This window comes from Stenotrophomonas sp. 59 (genome assembly GCF_030291095.1).
Classification (GTDB): domain Bacteria; phylum Pseudomonadota; class Gammaproteobacteria; order Xanthomonadales; family Xanthomonadaceae; genus Stenotrophomonas; species Stenotrophomonas maltophilia_Q.
Map to the genome: position 1 here is coordinate 2,865,608 of NZ_CP127408.1, position 19,798 is coordinate 2,885,405.

The window sequence follows — 19,798 nt, forward strand, 5'->3', positions numbered from 1 at the left end:
CGACTAACAGTCGACTCTACCACCGCGATCGGATGGTTCGCAGCGATCGGATGGTCCTCAGCGATCGGATGGTCCGCAGCGCTCGGAGAATCCAGCACGACCGGAAGATCCGCCACGACCGGAAGATCCGCAGAAACGACGACGCCGGCCCAGGGCCGGCGTCGTCGGGTACTTCTCATCGCGGCGGGATCACTCCTGCGCGGCGTCCTCGCTGCTGGCCGCAGCCGGGGCGCCTTCGGCCGCGGCCGGGGTGGCAGCCGCCACCTCGTCCTCGTCCTCTTCGATGGAGGCATCCATGCGTTCCACCGCCTGCAGCTTCTCGTCCTTGGACAGGCGGATCAGGGTGACGCCCTGGGTGTTGCGGCCGACGCGGCTGATTTCCGAGCCACGGGTACGCACCAGGGTGCCGCCATCGGAGATCAGCAGCACTTCGTCGTCCGAACCCATCAGCACCGCAGCGACCAGCTTGCCGTTGCGCTCAGTGGTCTGGATGCCGATCACGCCCTGCGTGCCACGGCCCTTGCGCGGGTAATCCGGCAGCGGGGTGCGCTTGCCGTAACCGTTCTCGGTCGCGGTGAGGATGTACTGCACGCTGGCGTCGTCGGCGCCGTCGATCACCGCATCGCCATTGGCGGCGGCTTCCTCGACACCGTTGTCGTCCTCGTTCTCGTCCTCGATGCCACCAGCACTTTCGGCCACGATCAGGCTGACCACTTCCTCGCCAGCCGGCATCTTGATGCCACGCACGCCGGTCGCGGTACGGCCCATCGAGCGGACCTTGTCCTCGCCGAAGCGCACGGTCTTGCCGTTGGAGGCGAACAGCAGGATGTCGCGCTCACCGTCGGTCAGGCCCACGCCGACCAGCGCATCGCCCTCGTCGAGGTTGATCGCGATCTTGCCGCGGGCCAGACGGAAGGCGAACTCGCCCAGCGGGGTCTTCTTCACCGTGCCGTTCTTCGTAGCGAAGAACACGAACTGGCCATCGGCGTACTCGCGCACCGGCAGCACGGCCTGCACGCGTTCGCCCGGCTCCAGCGGAATCCAGTTGATGATCGGACGGCCGCGGGCGTTGGAACCGGCTTCGGGCAGCTGGTAGACCGGCAGCCAGAACACCTTGCCCGAACTGGTGAAGGTCAGCAGCGTGTCATGCGTGTTGACCAGCCACAGCTGTTCGATGAAATCCTCTTCCTTGGTCGCCGCCGCACTGCGGCCACGGCCACCACGGCGCTGCGCGCGGTACACGCTCACCGGCTGGCGCTTCACGTAACCGGCATGCGAAACGGTGACCACCACGTCTTCCGGCGCGATCAGGTCGAGGATGTCCAGGTCTTCTTCGCTGTGGCGGATCTCGGTACGACGCTCGTCGCCGAACTCGGCCTTGACGCTGATCAGTTCCTCGCGGATCACCTGCAGCAGGCGGTCGGGATCTTCCAGGATGTGGATCAGCCCGGCGATCACTTCCAGCAGCTGCTTGTACTCGTCGGTCAGGCGGTCCTGCTCCAGCCCGGTCAGGCGGTGCAGGCGCATTTCCAGGATCTGGGTGGCCTGGATCTCGGTCAGCTGGTAGCCGCCCTCGATCAGGCCCACGCCCTTGGGCAGGTCTTCCGGGCGCGAGGCTTCGGCACCGGCAGCACCCAGCATCGCACCGACCAGGCCCGGCTCCCACACGCGTGCCAGCATGCGCTCGCGGGCTTCGTTCGGGTTCGGCGAGGTCTTGATCAGTTCGATCATCTCGTCGATGTTGGCCAGCGCGACGGTCAGGCCTTCCAGCACGTGGGCACGGGCGCGCGCCTTGCGCAGCTCGAACACGGTGCGGCGGGTGACCACTTCGCGACGGTGGCGGACGAAGGCCTCCAGCATCTGCTTGAGGTTCATCAACTGCGGGCGGCCATCGACCAGCGCCACCATGTTGATGCCGAACACCGATTCCATCTGCGTCTGCTGGTACAGGTTGTTCAGCACAACCTCGGCAGATTCACCGCGCTTGATCTCGATGTAGATGCGCATGCCGTCCTTGTCGGACTCATCGCGCAGCTCGCTGATGCCTTCGATCTTCTTTTCCTTGACCAGTTCGGCGATCTTCTCGATCAGACGCGCCTTGTTCACCTGGTAAGGAATTTCAGTGACGATGATCGATTCGCGGCCGTTGTCGGCCACCTCGATATCGGCCTTGGCACGGATGCGCACGCGGCCACGGCCGGTACGGTAGCCGGCAACGATGCCGGCGGTGCCGTTGATGATGCCGGCGGTCGGGAAATCCGGGCCCGGGATGTACTCCATCAGGCCGTCGACGTCGATTTCCGGGTTGTCGATCAGCGCGATGCAGGCGTTGATCGATTCGCTCAGGTTGTGCGGCGGGATGTTGGTCGCCATGCCCACCGCGATACCGGCCGAACCGTTGACCAGCAGGTTCGGGAACCGGGTCGGCATGACCGTCGGCTCCAGTTCCTTTTCGTCGTAGTTGGGCTGGAAGTCGACGGTTTCCTTGTCGATGTCGGCCATCAGCTCATGCGCGAGGCGCGACATGCGCGCTTCGGTGTATCGCATTGCCGCGGCGGAGTCGCCATCGATGGAGCCGAAGTTACCCTGGCCATCGACCAGCATGTAGCGCAGCGAGAACGGCTGTGCCAGGCGCACCAGCGTGTCGTACACCGACTGATCGCCATGCGGGTGGTACTTACCGATGACGTCACCGACGATACGCGCCGACTTGAAGTAGGGCTTGTTGCTGTGCGCGTTCAGTTCATTCATCGCGAACAGCACGCGGCGATGCACCGGCTTGAGGCCGTCGCGCGCATCCGGCAGCGCACGGCCCACGATCACGCTCATGGCGTAATCGAGGTAGCTCTTGCGCATCTCGTCTTCCAGGTTGACCTGGATGATTTCCTTGGCGGTTTCTGCCATTCGGGTTCCGTTGTCTGGTAGCGGTCCAGTCCGGCGCAGCCCTCTGCGGGAGAGGGTCGTGCCGGAACCTCGATTCAACCTGCGGATACTACCACAACAGGCCGTTTTCCGCCTCCCTTTACGGGGATTTTACCTGCACAAATCAGGAACTTAGGGGACTGCCGGGCGCGGAAAGATGATCCATCCACGCATGGCGTGGACCTACCGGCCTGGCCCGCCCGGTAGATCCACGCCATGCGTGGATGCGGGCGAACAAGGGGTCAGAGCCCTTTCCTGCGGAAAGGGATCCGACCCCGCGGAACCCGCCCGCCTCAACCGCCGAAGGCGGCGCGCATGTTCCCGGTGGTCGGGTTCAGGATCACGCCGCGTTCGGTCACGATGGCGTCGATCAGCTCGCCCGGGGTGACGTCGAACACCGGGTTCCAGGCAGCGATGCCCTCGGCCACGGTGCGGGTGCCGCCCACGCCGTACAGCTCGCCCGGATCGCGCTGCTCGATCTCGATCTGGCTGCCATCAACGGTGTCCATGTCCACCGTCGAGGACGGCGCCACGACCATGAACTTCACCCCGTGGTGGCGCGCGGCGATGGCCAGCTGGTAGGTGCCGATCTTGTTGGCGGTATCGCCGTTGGCGCAGATGCGGTCGGCACCCACGATCACCCACTGCACGGCACCGGTCTTCATCAGGTGCGAGGCAGCCGAATCGGCGATCAGGGTGGCGTCGATACCATCCTGCTGCAGCTCCCACACGGTCAGGCGCGCGCCCTGCAGCCACGGCCGGGTCTCGCCGGCGAACACGCGGGCGATGCGGTGCTGGGCCATGCCGGCACGGATCACGCCCAACGCGGTGCCGAAGCCGGCGGTGGCCAGCGAGCCGGTGTTGCAATGGGTCAGCACGCCGCTACCGGTCTCGATCAGGCCGGCACCCAGCGCGCCCATGTGGCGGTTCGCCGCCAGGTCTTCCTCGGCGATGGCCTGCGCCTCCGCTTCCAGCGCGGCCTTCCAGTCAGCGCCGGCAGCATTCAGGCAGCGGCGCATGCGGGCCAGCGCCCAGGCCAGGTTCACCGCAGTCGGGCGCGAGGCGTTCAGGCGCTGCAGCGCCGGCTCCAGCTGCTGCAGTGCGTGCGCGCCATCGGTGGCCTGCACCTCGCGCGCCGCCAGCACCACGCCCCAGGCGGCGGCGATGCCGATGGCCGGCGCACCACGCACGGTCAACGCGTGGATGGCCGCAGCCACTTCGTCACTGTCATGGCAGACCACATGCTCGACCACGAACGGCAGCTTGCGCTGGTCCAGCAGTTGCAGGGCATCGCCGGTCCACAGGATCGGGCGGATGTGGTCGTAACGGGCGTAGTCGATGTCGGAGGCAGTGTTCATGAGCCCATTGTAGGGCCACGCCCCCGGGGTTGGAGCCCGCCCGGGCTCAATTCACCGAGAATTCTGCGCGGCAGCCGCCGTCCACCCAGATGCCGTTGCGACTCCAGCCCCAGGTGCTGCCCTCCTCGCACGGCGTGCTGGACAGCTGCTCGAAGACGGCCGCGCCGACCGAGATGCTGGCGCCACAGAAGCGGCGCTTCTTCGACTTCGATTCGCAGGTCAGGCGACGTGGCACGTCGACGAAACGCCCCTCGTCGTCCGCCACTTCGAAGTCGCCCTGGCAGCCGCGGCTGGTCCACACCTCATTGCGCTTGTAACCCCAGCCCTGCCCTTCCCGGCACGGCAGCGCCGACAGCTGCCGCAGCAGGCGCACCGGCGCGCCATCCAGGCGCACCGGGCAACTCTGCGGACGGCCATTGGATTCACAACGCACCACGCGACGGACCAGGCGCTTGCCCTCGCTGGCTGCCGGCGCGGCGCCTGCAGCGCGGCGCGCGCGGAACTCGGCGCGGCAGCCCAGCGTGACCCACACGCCACTGCGGTCGGTGCCCCATTCGCTGCCACGGATGCAGCTGCTGTTGGAGAGCTGGCGCACCAGGTCGATGCCGTTGCTGACATCGATATCGCAATGCACCCAGCCCATGTCGCGTGATTCACAGGTCACCACTTCACCGTCGTAGCCGGCCTGCTGGGCAGATGCCGATGACGGCAGCCAGGCACCCCAGAGCGCGATGGAGTACACCGGTGCAGCGACAACCGCAAACCACTTGACCAAAGCCTTCCCCAGCAGGAATGGATGAACTGCGTGCCAGTGTCCGGCATCTGCCGTGATAAGAGCATCATCCTGCTTACCGAAGCAAGCGCGGAAACGCGGAATTCCGTTCAGTCTTCGATGTTCAGGAACGCATGTCGCTCATGCGTGGGCAAAGTCGTAGGCCAGCACGTCGGCGATGCGCGGCGTACGGTTCATCGCCATCAGCAGGCGATCCACACCCACCGCCACGCCCGCGCACGCCGGCATCGATGGCAGCGCTGCCAGCAGCGCCTCGTCCAGCGCCGGCTGCACCTGGCCACGTTCATGGCGCCGCTGCAGGTCACGCTGGAAGCGCGCGCGCTGCTCGTGGGCGTCGTTCAGTTCGTGATAGCCGTTGGCCAGCTCCACCGCGCCCAGGTACAACTCGAAACGCTCCGCCAGAGGCGGTGTACCGGCACGGATGCGCGCAAGCGCCGCCTGGCTGGCTGGCCAGTCATGGACCACGGTCATCACCGTGTCATCGAAGTGCGGCTGGATGCGATGGGTCATCAACAGGTCCAGCCAGTCGTCGCGGGTCAACCCGACCGGATCGATGTGCACATCACCCAGCGAGGCCCGCAATGCAGCCTCATCGGCCTCGAACGGGTCCACGCCCACGTACTGCTGGAACAGCTCGCGGTAGCTCAGCACGCGCAGGCTCGCACTGCGCCCGACCAGCGCCAGCGCCTGGGTGACCAGCTCGGCGGTTTCCTGCACCAGGCGATGATGATCCCAGCCAACCCGGTACCACTCCAGCATGGTGAATTCCGGATTGTGGCGGCCACCGGCCTCGCCGTTGCGGAACACCCGACCCAGCTCATAGCAGTCGCCGACACCGGCGGCCAGCAGGCGCTTGAGCGGATATTCCGGCGAGGTGCGCAGCCAACGGCGACGGCCACCCGCATCGACATGCCCACTGAAATCGGTATGGAAGCTGTCGATGTTCGGCTCGGTATTGCCGGCCACCGACAGGATCGGCGTTTCCACCTCCAGCACATCGCGTTCGGCGAAGAAGCGGCGGACCAGCGCATTGAGCGCGGCGCGCTGCTGCAGCGCGCGCAGCAGGGCCTCGCTCACAGGATGCCCTCCGGGCGCGGGTGGTCCAGCGGCAGGGTCAGCAGATCGCGGGTGTCATCGATGTAACCGCTCGCCAGGTAGAGGCGACGGGCCAGCTCATTGTGGTGGTTCACTTCCAGGCGCAGGCGGCTGACGCCACGGCCGCGCGCACGTTGCTCGCAGATCGCCAGCGCCTGCTTGCCGCGGCCACGACCGCGCGCCCGGTGGGCCAGGTACAGCTCGTCCAGCAGCATGAAGTGGCCGCCCTGTTCCAGGCTGAAGCCCATCGCGATCACCGCATAGCCGACCACCTCAGCCGCCTCGTCCAGCCACAGCAGCACTTCACCGTTGCGCGGATCAGCCAGCAACGCATCCACGCCGCGACGCACGCGCGCGTCGTCGAAGTCGATCCGGTCTTCGGCGTAGAACTCGCGCATCAATGCGATCAGCAGCTCCTCGTCAGCACGGGTGGCCAGGCGGAAATCCAGCGGGGCGGTCTGCATCGGTGTTCCTTTGTGTTTCATGCCGGGTACGGGGGCACCCGGCGGGATCATCATTCGTGTTCAGCAAGATAGGCCAGCAGGCGGTCCTCGTCCCACACCGGCACGCCCAGCGACTGTGCCTTGTCCAGCTTGGAGCCTGCCTCGGTGCCGGCCACCACGAAACTGGTCTTTTTCGACACGCTGCCGGACACCTTGGCACCGAGGGCTTCCAGGCGCTCCTTGGCGGCATCGCGGGTAAGCTGGGCCAGGGTGCCGGTCAGTACCACGGTCTGCCCATCCAGCGGACCGGCCACGATCTCGGCCAGCGCCGGCGCCTTGGCCAGGATCTGCCGCATCGCGTTCTCGGCGGCCAACAGCATCGCACCATGGCCATCGGCGTCCAGCCACTCGGCCAGACCACGCGCCGTGTCATCGGGCAGCCCGGCGTTGACGAACTGGCCATGCTCGGCGTCGAGCACCGCCTGTGCACCGGGCAACGCGGCGACCAGTTTTTCCGCGCGCAGGCGGGTAATGCCGGGGATCTCCGACTCAACCAGCAGCTGCGCCAGATCCAGGCCCTCGCGCAGCTTCGCGCTGGGCGCGTGCACATCACTGATGCGGACCTGGCCGACCTGCAACAGGTCATCGATGGCCTGCTGGTTGCCCTGCTGTTCGAAGAAGTGGCCCAGCGAGCGCGCCACTTCGCCACCGATGTCCGGCACGCGCTTGAACAGCGGCCACGGCAGGTGGCGGATCAGTTCCAGGTCACCGAACCACTGCGCCAGCGCCTTGGCCGTGCTCTCGCCCACATGCTCGATGCCGAGTGCGAACAGCAGGCGTTCCAGCGTGGCGGCTCGGCTGGCGTCGATCGCTGCGATCAGGTTGTCGGCCCACTTGGTGGCGATCTTCTTCGTGTTCCATTCGAAGCTGGCCGGCTGCGCCAGCGCCTGCGCGCGCCAGCCCGGATCGTTGCCGTCCAGCTTGAGCGCCGCATTGAGCACCGCACCACTGCCCTCGGCGGGCAGGTGCAGCTTCAGCGCCGCCGCCAGCGCCGACGGATCCTCTGCATCCAGCACCAGCTTCAGGTGCAGCAGCGTATCGCGGTTGAGCCGGTAGAGGTCGGCCACGCTCTTGACGATGCCGGCATCGACCAGGGTTTCAATGTACTTGTCGCCCAGGCCGTCGATGTCCATCGCGCGGCGCGAGGCAAAGTGGGCGATCGCTTCCTTGCGCTGCGCCGGGCAGGACAGCTCGCCCGAGCAGCGCCATGCGGCTGCACCTTCCTCGCGCACGATTTCCGAGCCACACACCGGGCAGCGCGTCGGCATTTTCCACGGCGAGGTGCCCTGCGGGCGGCGATCGAGGATGACGCTGACCACCTCGGGAATGACATCGCCCGCACGACGCACGATCACGCTGTCGCCGACGCGCACGTCCAGGCGTGCGATCTGGTCGGCGTTGTGCAGAGTGGCGTTGGAGACGATCACGCCGGCCACGGCCACCGGCGCAAGACGTGCGACCGGCGTAGCGGCACCGGTGCGACCGATCTGGATCTCGATCGCCTCCACCGTCGTGCTCTGCTCCTGCGCCGGGAATTTGTGCGCGATGGCCCAGCGCGGTGCGCGCGAGACGAAGCCCATCGCCTGCTGGCCGGCGCGGTCATCCAGCTTGTAGACCACGCCATCGATATCGAACGGCAGGCCGTCGCGGCGCTCACCGATATCTCGGTAGTACCCCAGCAGGCCGTCGGTCCCTTCCACCACCTTGCACAGGGCGCTGACCGGGAAACCCCAGGCGCCGAGCTGGGCCAGCGTGCCCGAATGGGTGTCTGGCAGCTCGCCACCCTGCACCTCGCCGGTGCCGTAGGCGAAGAAGCTCAGCCTGCGCTGCGCACTGATCTTCGGATCGAGCTGGCGCAGCGAACCGGCCGCGGCGTTGCGCGGATTGGCCAGCACCTTGCCACCGTGCTGACGTGCACGTTCGTTGTAGGCCTCGAAATCGGCGCGCGCCATGTAGACCTCGCCACGCACTTCCAGCACGTCTGGCCAGTCCTTGCCGTGCAGGCGCTTGGGAATGTCACCGATCTCGCGCAGGTTGGCGGTCACGTCCTCGCCGGTACTGCCATCGCCACGAGTCGCGCCGAGCACGAAATGACCCTCCTCGTAGCGGAGGCTGATCGCCAGGCCGTCCATCTTCGGCTCGGCCGAGAACTGCAGGCTGCGGCGCCCCAGACGCTCGTCGATGCGGCGTACGAAGTCGGCCACTTCCTCGTCGCTGAAGGCGTTGGACAGCGACAGCATCGGCACCGCATGGCGCACCTCCGGAAAGCGGCCGGAAGGACGGGCACCGACCTGCTGGGTCGGGCTGTCCGCACGGGCCAGTTCCGGATGATCGCGCTCCAGCGCTTCCAGCTCGCGCACCATCCGGTCGTAGTCGATGTCGGGGATCTCCGGCGCGTCCAGCTCGTGGTAGGCGCGGTTGGCCTGGGCGATCTGCCGGCGAAGATCTTCGGCGCGTTCGGCGGGGCTGGGGCTCATCGGGATCCGGTGGTTCTGGGATGGCCGGGGATTCTACCGCGCCCGGCCGTCAGGCCTGGTAACGCCTCCGCCTTTGTAGCGTCGAGCCATGCTCGACTGCCGCTCCCCCGCTCTGGTAGCTGCCAACCTTCGCCCCCGCTCCGGTAGGAGCCAGCCTTCGCCCCGTTCCGGTAGGTGCCAACCTTGGTTGGCACGTCTGCAGTCGAGCACGGCTCGACGCTACAGAATCAGCTTGCCGCCAGTCCCCTCCAGCGCTAGCGTGCGTCGCCTCTCATCGGAATTCCGCCCATGACCCCGCCCGCCTCCCGCCGTCACTTCCTGCAGCTGGCCGGTGCCGGCCTCGCCATGGCCGGCACCGGCCTTCCCCGCCTTGCCCAGGCCCAGCCGGCCTCGGCCGCTGCGCCCGCACCTCGCGAAGGTGCTGTACTGCTGAACTTCAACGAATGCCCGTATGGCCCGTCGCCCGCAGCCCAGCAGGCCGCGCGGGACAGCATCGCAAGCAGCGGACGCTATCGTTTCGAGCTCGCCGGGCAAGTGCGCGACACCTTCATCGAACAGGCAGGACTGCCGGCCGACCATGTGCGCCTCTATCCCGGCTCCAGTGAACCGTTGAATCGCGCCGCCACCGTGTGGACGGGCCCGCAGGCGGGCCTGGTGGTAGCCGACCCGACCTTCGAGACGCTGGGCGAGGTGGCTGCGGCCCACGGCGCCCACGTGCAGAAAGTGCCATTGCGCGACGACGGTGCACATGACCTGCGCGCGATGGTGGCTGCGGCGCACGCGCAACCGACCGGACTGCTGTATGTGTGCAACCCGAACAACCCGACCGGCTCGGTCAGCCCTCCTGATCAGCTTGCCTGGCTGCTGGCCCACAAGCCTGCCGCCACCCGCGTGCTGGTCGACGAGGCCTACCTGCAGTACAGCGAGCAGCCGAGCCTGATCGCGCAGGTGACGCAGCGCGATGACCTGATCGTGCTGCGCACGTTCTCCAAGCTGTACGGCATGGCCGGCCTGCGCCTGGGCGTGGCGGCCGCACATCCCGACCGCCTGCGCGAACTGGCCCGCCTGGGCGACAACCCGTTACCGGTGCCGGCCCTGGCCGCGGCACTGGCAAGCCTGCGCGACCCGCAGCTGATCCCGCAGCGGCGCCTGCAGAATACCAAGGCGCGCCAGGCCACCATCGCGTGGTTGGGCAAGCGTGGTTTCAGCTGCGTTCCGTCGGAAGCAAACTGCTTCGTGGTGGATGTGCAGCGCGACGGTGCTGCCTTTGCCAAGGCGATGGCGGACAACGGCGTTGTCATCGGCCGCAGCTGGCCGATCTGGCCGCAGCGCGTGCGGGTAACGGTGGGCACCGAGGAGGAGATGGCCGCGTTCCGCCGCGCGTTCGCGAAGGTGGCCGGCGTCCCGGCGTAGACCGCATCCACGCATGGCGTGGATCTACCGGAAGTTGCCGACGGTGGGTGCCGACCGTTGGTCGGCACACCGAAAAAAAGCATTTACCAGCGCGGGGTCTTGGTCAGCGGCGGCGCCTGGTGCTGGCGATCATAGGCGCGCAGCTCGTCACGGATATGCGCGATGCGCTGGCGCCCCAGAGCGTTGCGGCTGTCATCCAGCACAACGCCGTCCAGCAGCTCGGCCATGCGCTGCACCGTCGGCAGCATCTTCTCCCAGGCGTCCAGCGCGGTCAGCGGCGCCGGCAGGGTCAGGAAGAAGGCGATGGCCGGGGTTTCCATCGCGCGGATGTTGGCCATGTCGAAGCTGCCCGGCTTCATGATGCTGGCCATCGAGAAGATCGGACCGCGCTCCGGGTGGCCTTCCACCAGGCGGTGGAACACGTTCATGTGGCCGAACACCAGGCCGGTCTTCTCCGCCGCCACCACGATGTCTTCGCCACGCAGCTGCTCGCCGGCGCGAGCGGCCACGAACAGCGAGACGATCTTGTCGAAGTCCTGGGTGGCGCGCTTGCCAAGGTCGCTGGCCACGCCGGCGTCGGTGTCGGCCAGGCCAAGCTCGGCCTGCTCGCCTTCCGGGCCCATGCCCGGTTCCACGCGGCCATCGGCCACGGTGACGCCATCATCGCCCAGCACCGGCTCGCGACGCTCGCCGCTGGTCGGTTCCGCGCTTTCCACGCGGCGCCCCTGGGGCTTCTTCTTCGGACGGCCAAACAGGAAGATCGCGGCGATCAACAGCAGGCCGGCGGCCAGGATGCCGATGCGCAACAGTGCCGTGTCGGACATTCGATAGGTTCTCCGGCTAGTTCATTCAGGTAATTAGGATGGCACGTCAGGCCGCGCCCGCCAATCGTGCGGCTTCTTCCAGGTCCACGCTGACAAGGCGGCTGACGCCTGGTTCGCGCATGGTCACGCCCGACAGCTGGTGCGCCGCTTCCATCGTCGCCTTGTTGTGGCTGACGAACAGGAACTGCACCTTCTCGCTCATTTCCTTGACCATGTTGGCCAGGCGACCGACGTTGGCTTCGTCCAGCGGTGCGTCCACCTCGTCCAGCAGGCAGAACGGTGCCGGGTTCAGCTGGAAGATGGCGAACACCAGCGCCACTGCAGTCATCGCCTTCTCGCCACCGGACAGCAGCGAGATGCTGGACACCCGCTTGCCCGGCGGACGCGCCATGATGGTCACGCCGGTGTCGAGCAGGTCTTCACCGGTCAGCTCCAGGTAGGCGTGGCCGCCACCGAACAGTCGCGGGTACAGCGCCTGCACGCCGGCATTGACGCGGTCAAAAGTGTCCTTGAAGCGGCCGCGGGTCTCGCGGTCGATCTTGCGGATGGCATCTTCCAGGGTTTCCAGCGCGGTGGTCAGGTCGGTGTGCTGCGAATCCAGGTAGTCCGAGCGCTGCGACGCCTCGCCGTACTCGTGGATGGCCGCCAGATTGACCGGCTCCAGCCGGCGCATGCGGCCATCGATCTGGTGCACGGCCTGCTCCCAGTCGCCCAGGCGAGCATCTTCGGGCAGCGCATTGAGCACGTCCTGCAGTACGAAACCGGCCTTCTCCACCGCACCCTGCAGAGTGTCCGCGCTGAGCACCAGCGCTTGCTGATCCAGCTTGCGCTGCGAGATGCGCTCGCGCTGGGCCAATGCCTGTTCGTCGCGCTGGTGGCGGGTCTGTTCGTAATTGCGCAGCTCGGCGTCGATACCGTCCAGCAGCGTGCGCGCCTCGGTCAGCACGCGATCGGCACGCACGCGCTCTTCCAGCGCGTTCTGATGCTCGGCCTGCAGTGATTCGACCGGCGAATCACCCTCGTCCAGCTGCGAATGCAGTTCACCCAGGCGCGAATCCAGTTGTCCGCGCTGGGTACCCATGCGTTCCAGTGCCTGGCTCAACGAGGCCAGCTGCGCCCGCTGTGATTCCAGTGTCAGCGCCAGCGAGTGCGAACGCTCGCGCACCGCACGTGCGGCGTCGCGGGCCAGGTCGCGGGCCTCGGTCAGCTGGCGGCGCTCGCCCTCCAGCCGCTGCCGGGTCGATTCCAGGTCGCCCATGCTGCTGACCGCGTTCTCCAATCGCGAACGCGCTTCACGCGCCTGTTCGTTGTTGGCCTCCAGCGCATCCTGCAGCTGCTTCAGCTCACCTTCGATGCGATCGATGCGCGTGCGTGCGGCCTCCACCTTGCCCTGCTGGCCCTGCAGCTGCCCGGCCAGTTCGGATACCGCACGATGGGCCTGGTACAGCGCACGCTGCGCGTCTTCGCGCTGCTGTTCGGCGGCCTGCAACTGCTCGCGGAAGCCTGCCAGTTGTTCTTCCAGCTCGGCTTCGCGGTCCTGCAGCTGCTCGATCTGCTCGCGCAGCTCATTGATCTCGCGTTCGCGCAGCAGCGCGCCCTGCTGTGCCGCGCCGGAACGCGACACACGCAACCAGCCCTCGCCCAGGCGCTCACCGCCCTGGGTGATGATCGAATCGCCCTCGGGCAGGCCGGCCTGCAGCGCCTTGGCTTCGGCCAGATCCTTGGCACCGTGCAGGTGCGCCAGCAGGCGACGGATCGCTGCCGGACCACGCACGCGTGCAGCCAGCGAGGTCGGTGCAGCCTTGAAGTCGGCACCGGCGTTGGCGACCAGCGCAATGTGGCCATCGCCCAGTTCGCCCAGCGCGTCGACCAGGCTGGCCGGGTCATCGACCAGCACGCCTTCGATCAATTGGCCGAGCGCGCTTTCCACCGCGTTTTCCCAGCCGGCATCGACATCCAGGCGTTCGCCGACACGCGCCGCCGAGTCCAGCCCACGCGCCTTCAGCCAGGCCACGGCCGCGCCCTGCTCCTGGCCCAGTGCGGCCTGCTGCAGGGCTTCCAGCGAGGCCAGGCGGCCACGCAGGCCGTTGACCTGCTTGCGCAGTTCCGCCAGTTCGTTCTGGCCATTGCGCTGCTGCTCCTGCACGGCGGTCACGCCCTGCTTGCGCAGCTCGACGTCTTCGCTCAGCTCATCCAGCGCGGTCTTCTGCGTGTCGTGCTGCAGGTGCAGCTGCTCGAAGGCTTCTTCCAGTGCGTCCACGTCCAGCCCGGCGCGCTCGGCGGCCAGGGCTTCACGACGCCGGTCGGCATCGAGGATCTGCTTGTCCAGGTAATCCACGCGCGTGCGCTCGACATCGCCGGCGCGCGAGGCTTCCGAACTCTGCGAGGAGTGCTGTTCCCAGCGCTGCTGCCAGCTGGCCAGCCGGTCTTCAGCCTCGCGCAGGCTTTCCTGCTTGATCTCGTTTTCTTCCTGCAGTTCTTCCAGCTGCGGAGTGGCGGCCTCCACTGCCTCGCGCAGCACCATCAGCTTGGCTTCGTCGCCACTGATGTGCTGCCCCAGCTCGGCCAGGGCCTGCTGGGTTTCATCGCGTGCCTTGTGCAGGCGCTGCGACAACTCGCGCTGGTGCTGGATCTGCTGCTCCAGGCGGGCCAGCGTGCTGCCGACCTGGTAGACCGCCGCCTGCGCAGTGTTGAGCGCATCGGCGGCTTCTTCGCGTCGAACGCGCGAGGTCTCGATGCGGGCCTCGGCATCACGCTGGTCGGCGATCAGCTGCTGCAGCTTGGTCTCTTCCTGCGACAGGCCTTCGCGCAGCTTGGACAGACGTCCGTCGAGACCACGGAATTCCAGTGCCTTCCATTCGGCATCCTTGACCCGGCGCTCTTCCTGCAGCGCCTGGTACTGCTCGGCCTGCTTGGCCTGGCGCTTGAGATGCTCGAGCTGCTTGCTGATCTCGTCGCGCAGGTCACCCAGGCGGTCCAGGTTTTCGCGGGTGTGGCGGATGCGGGTCTCGGTCTCCTTGCGGCGCTCCTTGTACTTGGAGATGCCGGCCGCCTCTTCCAGGTAGACGCGCAGGTCTTCCGGGCGTGCCTCGATGATCTGGCTGATCATGCCCTGTTCGATGATCGAGTAGCTGCGCGGGCCCAGGCCGGTGCCGAGGAACAGATCGGTGATGTCGCGGCGGCGGCACTTGGTGCCGTTGAGGTAGTAATTGCTGGTGCCGTCGCGGCTGACCGTGCGCTTGACCGAGATTTCGTTGAACGAGGCGTACTCGCCCGAGATCGTGTGGTCGGAGTTGTCGAAGATCAGCTCGACGGTGGCCTGCGAGACCGGCTTGCGGGCGTTGGAACCGGAAAAGATCACGTCGGTCAGCGAGTCGCCGCGCAGGCGGCTGGCCGAGCTCTCGCCCATGACCCAGCGCACGGCGTCGATGATGTTCGACTTGCCGCAGCCATTGGGCCCCACCACGCCGGTCATGTTGGTCGGCAGGTGCAGGGTGGTCGGATCGACGAACGACTTGAAGCCGGACAGCTTGATCGTGGAAAGACGCATAGGGGTTCCGGACTGGGGCCGGCAAGCGGCCTGCGTTTACCCTCCAAGTCATTGATCCTGTTGGGATCGATGGCCGTGGAACGGGTGTGACGCCCTGAGTATACCGATGTGGCCGTGTTCTACGAATGGGCGTGGAACATTGTCCAGCCCTGCCCCGTCGGCCCGGCCGGCCTCGACACCCTGGAGCGGGAGCCATAAAACAAAACGGGCACCCTTGCGGGCGCCCGTTCTGCGGTGATGCCAGGCCTTGCGGCGTGGGATCAGGCTTCGGCGACGACGACGACCTTGACGGTGGTCTCGACGTCGGCGTGCAGGTGGATCAGCACGTCGTATTCGCCGATGTTGCGGAAGGCGCCTTCGCCCAGGATGACTTCGCTCTTGCTGACCGGCAGGCCGGCAGCGGTGAAGGCATCGGCGATTTCGCGGGCGCCGACCGAGCCGTACAGCTTGCCTTCGGTCGAAGCGTTGGCCGGGATGGTCACGCTCGCGCCGTCCAGCTTGGCCTTGCGGGCGTCAGCATCGGCGTGGATGGCCTGGGCCTTGGCTTCGTATTCGGCGCGCTTGGCTTCGAACTCGGCCTTGTTGCTCTCGGTGGCCGGAACGGCCTTGCCCTGCGGCACGAGGAAGTTACGGCCGTAGCCCGGCTTCACGTCGACCAGGTCGCCCAGGTTGCCGAGGTTGGTGACTTTCTGCAGGAGGATCAGCTGCATGGTATTGCTCCAGATAAGTTATTCGTTAGCGAGGCGGTGCCCCGCAACAAAGGCTGTCCGAATAGCTGGCACAGCGGGGGCGGCACCGGGCCGCCCCGCCGGGCATCAGACGTCGTGGTTGTCGGTGTACGGGATCAGGGCCAGGAAGCGAGCGCGCTTGACGGCGGTCGCCAGCTGGCGCTGGTACTTCGACTTGGTACCGGTGACGCGGCTCGGCACGATCTTGCCGTTCTCGGTCAGGTACTGGCGCAGGGTGTTGAGATCCTTGTAGTCGATCTCCTTCACACCTTCAGCAGTGAACTTGCAGAACTTGCGGCGACGGAAGAACTTGGACATTGGAAGGCTCCTTAGGCGGCGGAAGCGGCGTCGTCGCCGGCTTCGTTGTCAGCGGTGTTGTTGGACTCGCCTTCTTCGTCGTCACGACGACGGCGCTCACCGCGCTCCGGCTTGTCACCCTTCTCGTCCTTGCTCTTCATGATCAGCGACTGCTCGGTGTCAGCCTCGTCACGCTTGATGACCAGGTTGCGCAGCACGGCGTCGTTGAAGCGGAAGCTTTCGGTCAGTTCGTTCAGAACGGCCTGGTCGGCTTCGATGTTCATCAGCACGTAGTGGGCCTTCACCAGGTTCTGGATCGGGTACGCCAGCTGGCGGCGGCCCCAGTCTTCCAGACGGTGGATGGTGCCGTTGCCGTTCTCGACCAGCGACTTGTAGCGCTCGATCATGGCCGGGACCTGCTCGCTCTGGTCCGGGTGGACCATGAACACGATTTCGTAATGACGACTCATGTTTTTTTCTACCTTTCGGATGTGGCCTTGCGGCCGGACAGCCCCCCGCCGTTGATACCGCGGTGGGGCAAGGATTCCCGCCGGGCAGGCAGGAAGCCGCGCATTATGGCCCAGATGCAGGCACCGGGCAACCGGCGGGGCCCAGGCAACCTGAACCCGGTAGCGCCGGGCCATGCCCGGCGGGCGTATTCAGCCCAGATCGACGTGAAGGCGGTGCTGGCCGCAGGCCAGGCACTGGAACAGGCAGCCCACCATCATCCCGTCCCGGCTCAGGTGCTCCAGCACCCAGTCCGCGTCGCGCGGATTGACCTCGGCTACGTCCGGCCGGACCTGGTCGAGGATGGGCAGCAGGTCTTCGCTGCCGGCGAAGCCGAGGAAGGCGCAGGGCCGCTCACAGTGGCTCAGCCAGACCGACTGCTGCCAGGACAAGTAGCCCGGCGTACGCTCGCAGATTTCCAGCAGCAGTTCACGGGCGATGGTCGGCGGCGGGTCGGCCGGGTCCGGCGACACCCCCTCGATATCGCTCCAGCCGGTGAATTCGCCATCGAAGCGCGCAGACGCGCTGCCATCGGCAATGCACCACGGGCACAGGTAACCGGGTTTCCGGGCGGTGTAGAACGGCCCGCGGTAGCGGAGCGCCCGGGGCTGGCCACAGCAGTCGCAGACGCCATCAGCGTCCTCGAAGGACAGCGCGTAGGCGTTCGGGTAAAAGGTGAAAACCGGTCGTTCCATCCGTGGAGGTCCCTTCTGGTGCAGCGTACCGAACAAGGTCGGCATCTACCCTGCCTGCCCCATGGAGCATACCCCCGGTAGCGCCGGGCCACGCCCGGCGGATGCCAGAACCGGCCCTCAGGCCTTGTCGGCGTCGGTGGTGAAGCTCTCGCCGCAGCCACACTCGGCGGTGGCATTGGGGTTGCTGAACGTGAAGGTCTCGCTCAGGCCATGCTTGCCGAAGTCGATCACGGTGCCGTCCACCAGCGCCAGGCTCTTGGCGTCGACATAGATCTTCACGCCGTCCTGGTCGAACACGGTGTCGCCCTCGCGCTCGTCGCGGGCCAGGTCGGTCACGTGGCCCCAGCCGGAGCAACCGGTCTTGGTCACGCCGAAACGCAGGCCCAGCGCACCGGGGGTCTGGGCGACAAAGCGCTGCACGCGCTCGAAGGCAATGGGGGTCAGGCTGACGGCCATGGGTCTACTCCAGAGGTACGGGGACATTATAAGGAGCCGTTGCCACGAAAAATGCCTCGCAAGCGGAACGCTGCAACCGGTAAACTCCCGTGTTCACAGATCGAGTCGATCAGCAGAGGATTCAAGTCATGACGGTGGTCAGCGTTGAACATGCGCTTGCCGGGAAGATCCCGGAAGGCGGCGAAGTCACGGTACGCGGATGGGTGCGCACGGTGCGCGGTTCAGCGAATCTGGCCTTCGTGAATGTGAGCGACGGCTCCTGCTTCGCCCCGATCCAGGTCGTGGCCAACGACACCCTGGCCAACTTCGACGAGATCAAGCGCCTGACCAGCGGCTGCTCGGTCATCGCCACCGGTACTCTGGTGAAGTCGCAGGGCAAGGGCCAGTCGTTCGAGATCCAGGCCAGTGCGCTGGAAGTGGTCGGCTGGGTCGAAGACCCGCTGACCTACCCGATCCAGCCCAAGCCGATGTCGCCGGAGTTCCTGCGCGAAGTGGCGCACCTGCGCCCGCGCACCAACCTGTTCGGTGCGGTCACCCGCATCCGCAACTGCCTGGCCCAGGCCGTGCACCGTTTCTTCCACGAGAACGGCTTCAACTGGATCAGCACCCCGATCATCACCACCTCCGACGCCGAAGGCGCCGGCCAGATGTTCCGCGTGTCCACCCTGGACATGGTGAACCTGCCGCGCGATGAGAAGGGCGCGATCGATTTCAGCCGCGACTTCTTCGGCAAGGAAACCTTCCTGACCGTGTCCGGCCAGCTGAACGTCGAGGCCTACTGCCTGGCACTGAGCAAGGTCTACACCTTCGGCCCGACTTTCCGCGCCGAGAACAGCCACACCACCCGCCACCTGGCGGAGTTCTGGATGATCGAGCCGGAAATCGCCTTCGCCGACCTGGCCGAAGACGCACGCCTGGCCGAAGAGTTCCTGAAGTACCTGTTCCGTGCCGTGCTGAACGAGCGCAGCGACGACCTGGCCTTCATCGCCGAGCGCGTGGACAAGAACGCGATCACCAAGCTGGAAGACTTCATCAACGCACCGTTCGAGCGCATCGACTACACCGATGCGGTCAGCCTGCTGCAGAAGTCCGGCAGGAAGTTCGACTTCCCGGTCGAATGGGGCCTGGACCTGCAGACCGAGCACGAGCGCTGGCTGACCGAGGAACACGTCGGCCGCCCGGTGGTGGTGACCAACTATCCGGAGCACATCAAGGCCTTCTACATGCGCCTGAACGACGACGGCAAGACCGTTGCCGCGATGGACGTGCTGGCCCCGGGCATCGGCGAGATCATCGGCGGCAGCCAGCGCGAAGAGCGCCTGGACGTGCTGGACGCGCGCATGGCCCAGTTCGGCCTGGATCGCGAGCATTACAGCTGGTACCGCGATTTCCGCCGCTACGGTTCGGTGCCGCACGCCGGCTTCGGACTCGGCTTCGAACGCCTGGTGGTGTACGTCTGCGGCCTGTCCAACATCCGCGATGCGATCCCCTACCCGCGCGCCCCGGGCAGCGCGGACTTCTAAGCCACTGCACACGACCACGGAGGTACTGCCCCCATGACCCTGTTCTTCGCCCTCTGTTTCGTCGGCGTCGCAGTGGCCGGGTTCAGTGCCTTCGTGATCTTCTGGCCGCTGACCCTGGTGCACGTGCGCGACCGCCATCCGGCGCTCGCCGCGCGCTTCGGCAGCGGCGCCTTCCTCAAGCCCGATGCCCTGGCCTGGCTGCTGCGACGCGATTACCGCCAGCAGCCTGACCGCTCACTGTCCGGGCTGGCGACGCCGGCCTGGGTATCGCTGCTGACCCTGCTGGCCGGACTGGGCATGGCTGCCCTGCTCTGGCTGGCCTCGCTCTGGTAATACGCTCATGAATGACATCACCGCCTCGCGCGACAGCTGGTGGCTGGCCAGCCTCGGCAACACCCTGATCTGGGCGCGCCTGCGCGTTCGCCCTGCCGGCACCGCCGAAGTGCTCGACAGCGATGGCAACACGCTGAGCTATGACAGCGAGGACACCGCACGTTCGCAGCTGTTCGACGCCGAATTCGTCGAGTACGACGGCCTGGACGAGGAAGATGCGCTGGTGCGCGGCTTCAGCCTGCACGAAGTGCAGCCGCCGCAGGCCGACAGCGACGAGGGTCTGCGTGGCCGCATGATCCAGTCGCTGGGCGGGCGCGCCTGACC

At 66.7% G+C, this 19,798-nt stretch carries 17 protein-coding genes; 4 read left to right on the plus strand and 13 right to left on the minus strand.

Features of this window, described 5'->3' with window-relative positions; translation table 11 throughout:
• Positions 1 to 189: 189 nt before the first annotated feature.
• The 6 genes from gyrA to ligA all read right to left on the minus strand — a co-directional run bounded on the left by gyrA (position 190) and on the right by ligA (position 9,154).
• Complete coding sequence (gene gyrA, locus QP552_RS13375; RefSeq protein WP_111113374.1) at positions 190 to 2,904, minus strand: DNA gyrase subunit A; 2,715 nt, start codon at positions 2,902 to 2,904, stop codon at positions 190 to 192.
• 311 nt (positions 2,905 to 3,215) lie between these two features.
• Positions 3,216 to 4,280 carry an S-methyl-5-thioribose-1-phosphate isomerase gene (gene mtnA / locus QP552_RS13380; protein WP_111113373.1) on the minus strand — a complete coding sequence of 355 codons (1,065 nt, stop codon included), beginning with the start codon at positions 4,278 to 4,280 and terminating at the stop codon, positions 3,216 to 3,218.
• Between the two features lie 46 nt (positions 4,281 to 4,326).
• Entirely contained in the window at positions 4,327 to 5,055 is a 729-nt protein-coding gene (locus QP552_RS13385) for a DUF3011 domain-containing protein (RefSeq protein ID WP_106551331.1), read from the minus strand.
• Between the two features lie 138 nt (positions 5,056 to 5,193).
• Entirely contained in the window at positions 5,194 to 6,150 is a 957-nt protein-coding gene (gene epmA, locus QP552_RS13390; RefSeq protein ID WP_111113372.1) for an EF-P lysine aminoacylase EpmA, read from the minus strand.
• On the minus strand, positions 6,147 to 6,632 hold the full coding sequence (locus QP552_RS13395; RefSeq protein ID WP_106551333.1) for a GNAT family N-acetyltransferase: 486 nt from the start codon (positions 6,630 to 6,632) through the stop codon (positions 6,147 to 6,149). The genes epmA and QP552_RS13395 overlap by 4 nt, the downstream gene beginning before the upstream one ends.
• A gap of 50 nt (positions 6,633 to 6,682) precedes the next feature.
• The gene (gene ligA, locus QP552_RS13400) at positions 6,683 to 9,154 is read right to left on the minus strand and encodes an NAD-dependent DNA ligase LigA (protein WP_286075940.1); all 2,472 of its coding nucleotides are present in this window, start codon (positions 9,152 to 9,154) and stop codon (positions 6,683 to 6,685) included.
• A 282-nt stretch (positions 9,155 to 9,436) separates the two neighbouring features.
• On the opposite strand from ligA, the gene QP552_RS13405 reads away from it, so the two are divergent.
• Complete coding sequence (locus QP552_RS13405; protein ID WP_286073856.1) at positions 9,437 to 10,561, plus strand: pyridoxal phosphate-dependent aminotransferase; 1,125 nt, start codon at positions 9,437 to 9,439, stop codon at positions 10,559 to 10,561.
• A gap of 83 nt (positions 10,562 to 10,644) precedes the next feature.
• On the opposite strand, the gene zipA is transcribed toward QP552_RS13405, so the two are convergent.
• The 7 genes from zipA to QP552_RS13440 form a co-directional block, all read right to left on the minus strand.
• Entirely contained in the window at positions 10,645 to 11,385 is a 741-nt protein-coding gene (zipA, locus tag QP552_RS13410; protein WP_286073857.1) for a cell division protein ZipA, read from the minus strand.
• Positions 11,386 to 11,431: 46 nt separating this feature from the next.
• Positions 11,432 to 14,935: a chromosome segregation protein SMC gene (smc, locus tag QP552_RS13415; RefSeq protein WP_111113368.1), complete on the minus strand. Its 3,504-nt coding sequence runs from the start codon at positions 14,933 to 14,935 to the stop codon at positions 11,432 to 11,434.
• A gap of 260 nt (positions 14,936 to 15,195) precedes the next feature.
• On the minus strand, positions 15,196 to 15,645 hold the full coding sequence (gene rplI, locus QP552_RS13420) for a 50S ribosomal protein L9 (RefSeq protein ID WP_014647660.1): 450 nt from the start codon (positions 15,643 to 15,645) through the stop codon (positions 15,196 to 15,198).
• Between the two features lie 105 nt (positions 15,646 to 15,750).
• Entirely contained in the window at positions 15,751 to 15,981 is a 231-nt protein-coding gene (gene rpsR, locus QP552_RS13425; protein WP_002804494.1) for a 30S ribosomal protein S18, read from the minus strand.
• An 11-nt stretch (positions 15,982 to 15,992) separates the two neighbouring features.
• On the minus strand, positions 15,993 to 16,430 hold the full coding sequence (rpsF, locus tag QP552_RS13430) for a 30S ribosomal protein S6 (protein WP_005410228.1): 438 nt from the start codon (positions 16,428 to 16,430) through the stop codon (positions 15,993 to 15,995).
• Positions 16,431 to 16,619: 189 nt separating this feature from the next.
• On the minus strand, positions 16,620 to 17,162 hold the full coding sequence (locus tag QP552_RS13435; RefSeq protein WP_111113382.1) for a CbrC family protein: 543 nt from the start codon (positions 17,160 to 17,162) through the stop codon (positions 16,620 to 16,622).
• Positions 17,163 to 17,279: 117 nt separating this feature from the next.
• On the minus strand, positions 17,280 to 17,618 hold the full coding sequence (locus tag QP552_RS13440) for an iron-sulfur cluster assembly accessory protein (protein ID WP_006452998.1): 339 nt from the start codon (positions 17,616 to 17,618) through the stop codon (positions 17,280 to 17,282).
• Between the two features lie 128 nt (positions 17,619 to 17,746).
• Between QP552_RS13440 and asnS the strand changes: the two genes are divergently transcribed.
• Genes asnS through QP552_RS13455 form a run of 3 tightly spaced genes read left to right on the plus strand, consistent with a single transcriptional unit; the run spans position 17,747 to position 19,796 of the window.
• Positions 17,747 to 19,141: an asparagine--tRNA ligase gene (gene asnS, locus QP552_RS13445; RefSeq protein WP_049436745.1), complete on the plus strand. Its 1,395-nt coding sequence runs from the start codon at positions 17,747 to 17,749 to the stop codon at positions 19,139 to 19,141.
• Positions 19,142 to 19,174: 33 nt separating this feature from the next.
• Positions 19,175 to 19,474: a hypothetical protein gene (locus QP552_RS13450; RefSeq protein ID WP_005410232.1), complete on the plus strand. Its 300-nt coding sequence runs from the start codon at positions 19,175 to 19,177 to the stop codon at positions 19,472 to 19,474.
• A gap of 7 nt (positions 19,475 to 19,481) precedes the next feature.
• Positions 19,482 to 19,796: a hypothetical protein gene (locus tag QP552_RS13455; RefSeq protein ID WP_006453002.1), complete on the plus strand. Its 315-nt coding sequence runs from the start codon at positions 19,482 to 19,484 to the stop codon at positions 19,794 to 19,796.
• Positions 19,797 to 19,798: the final 2 nt, after the last annotated feature.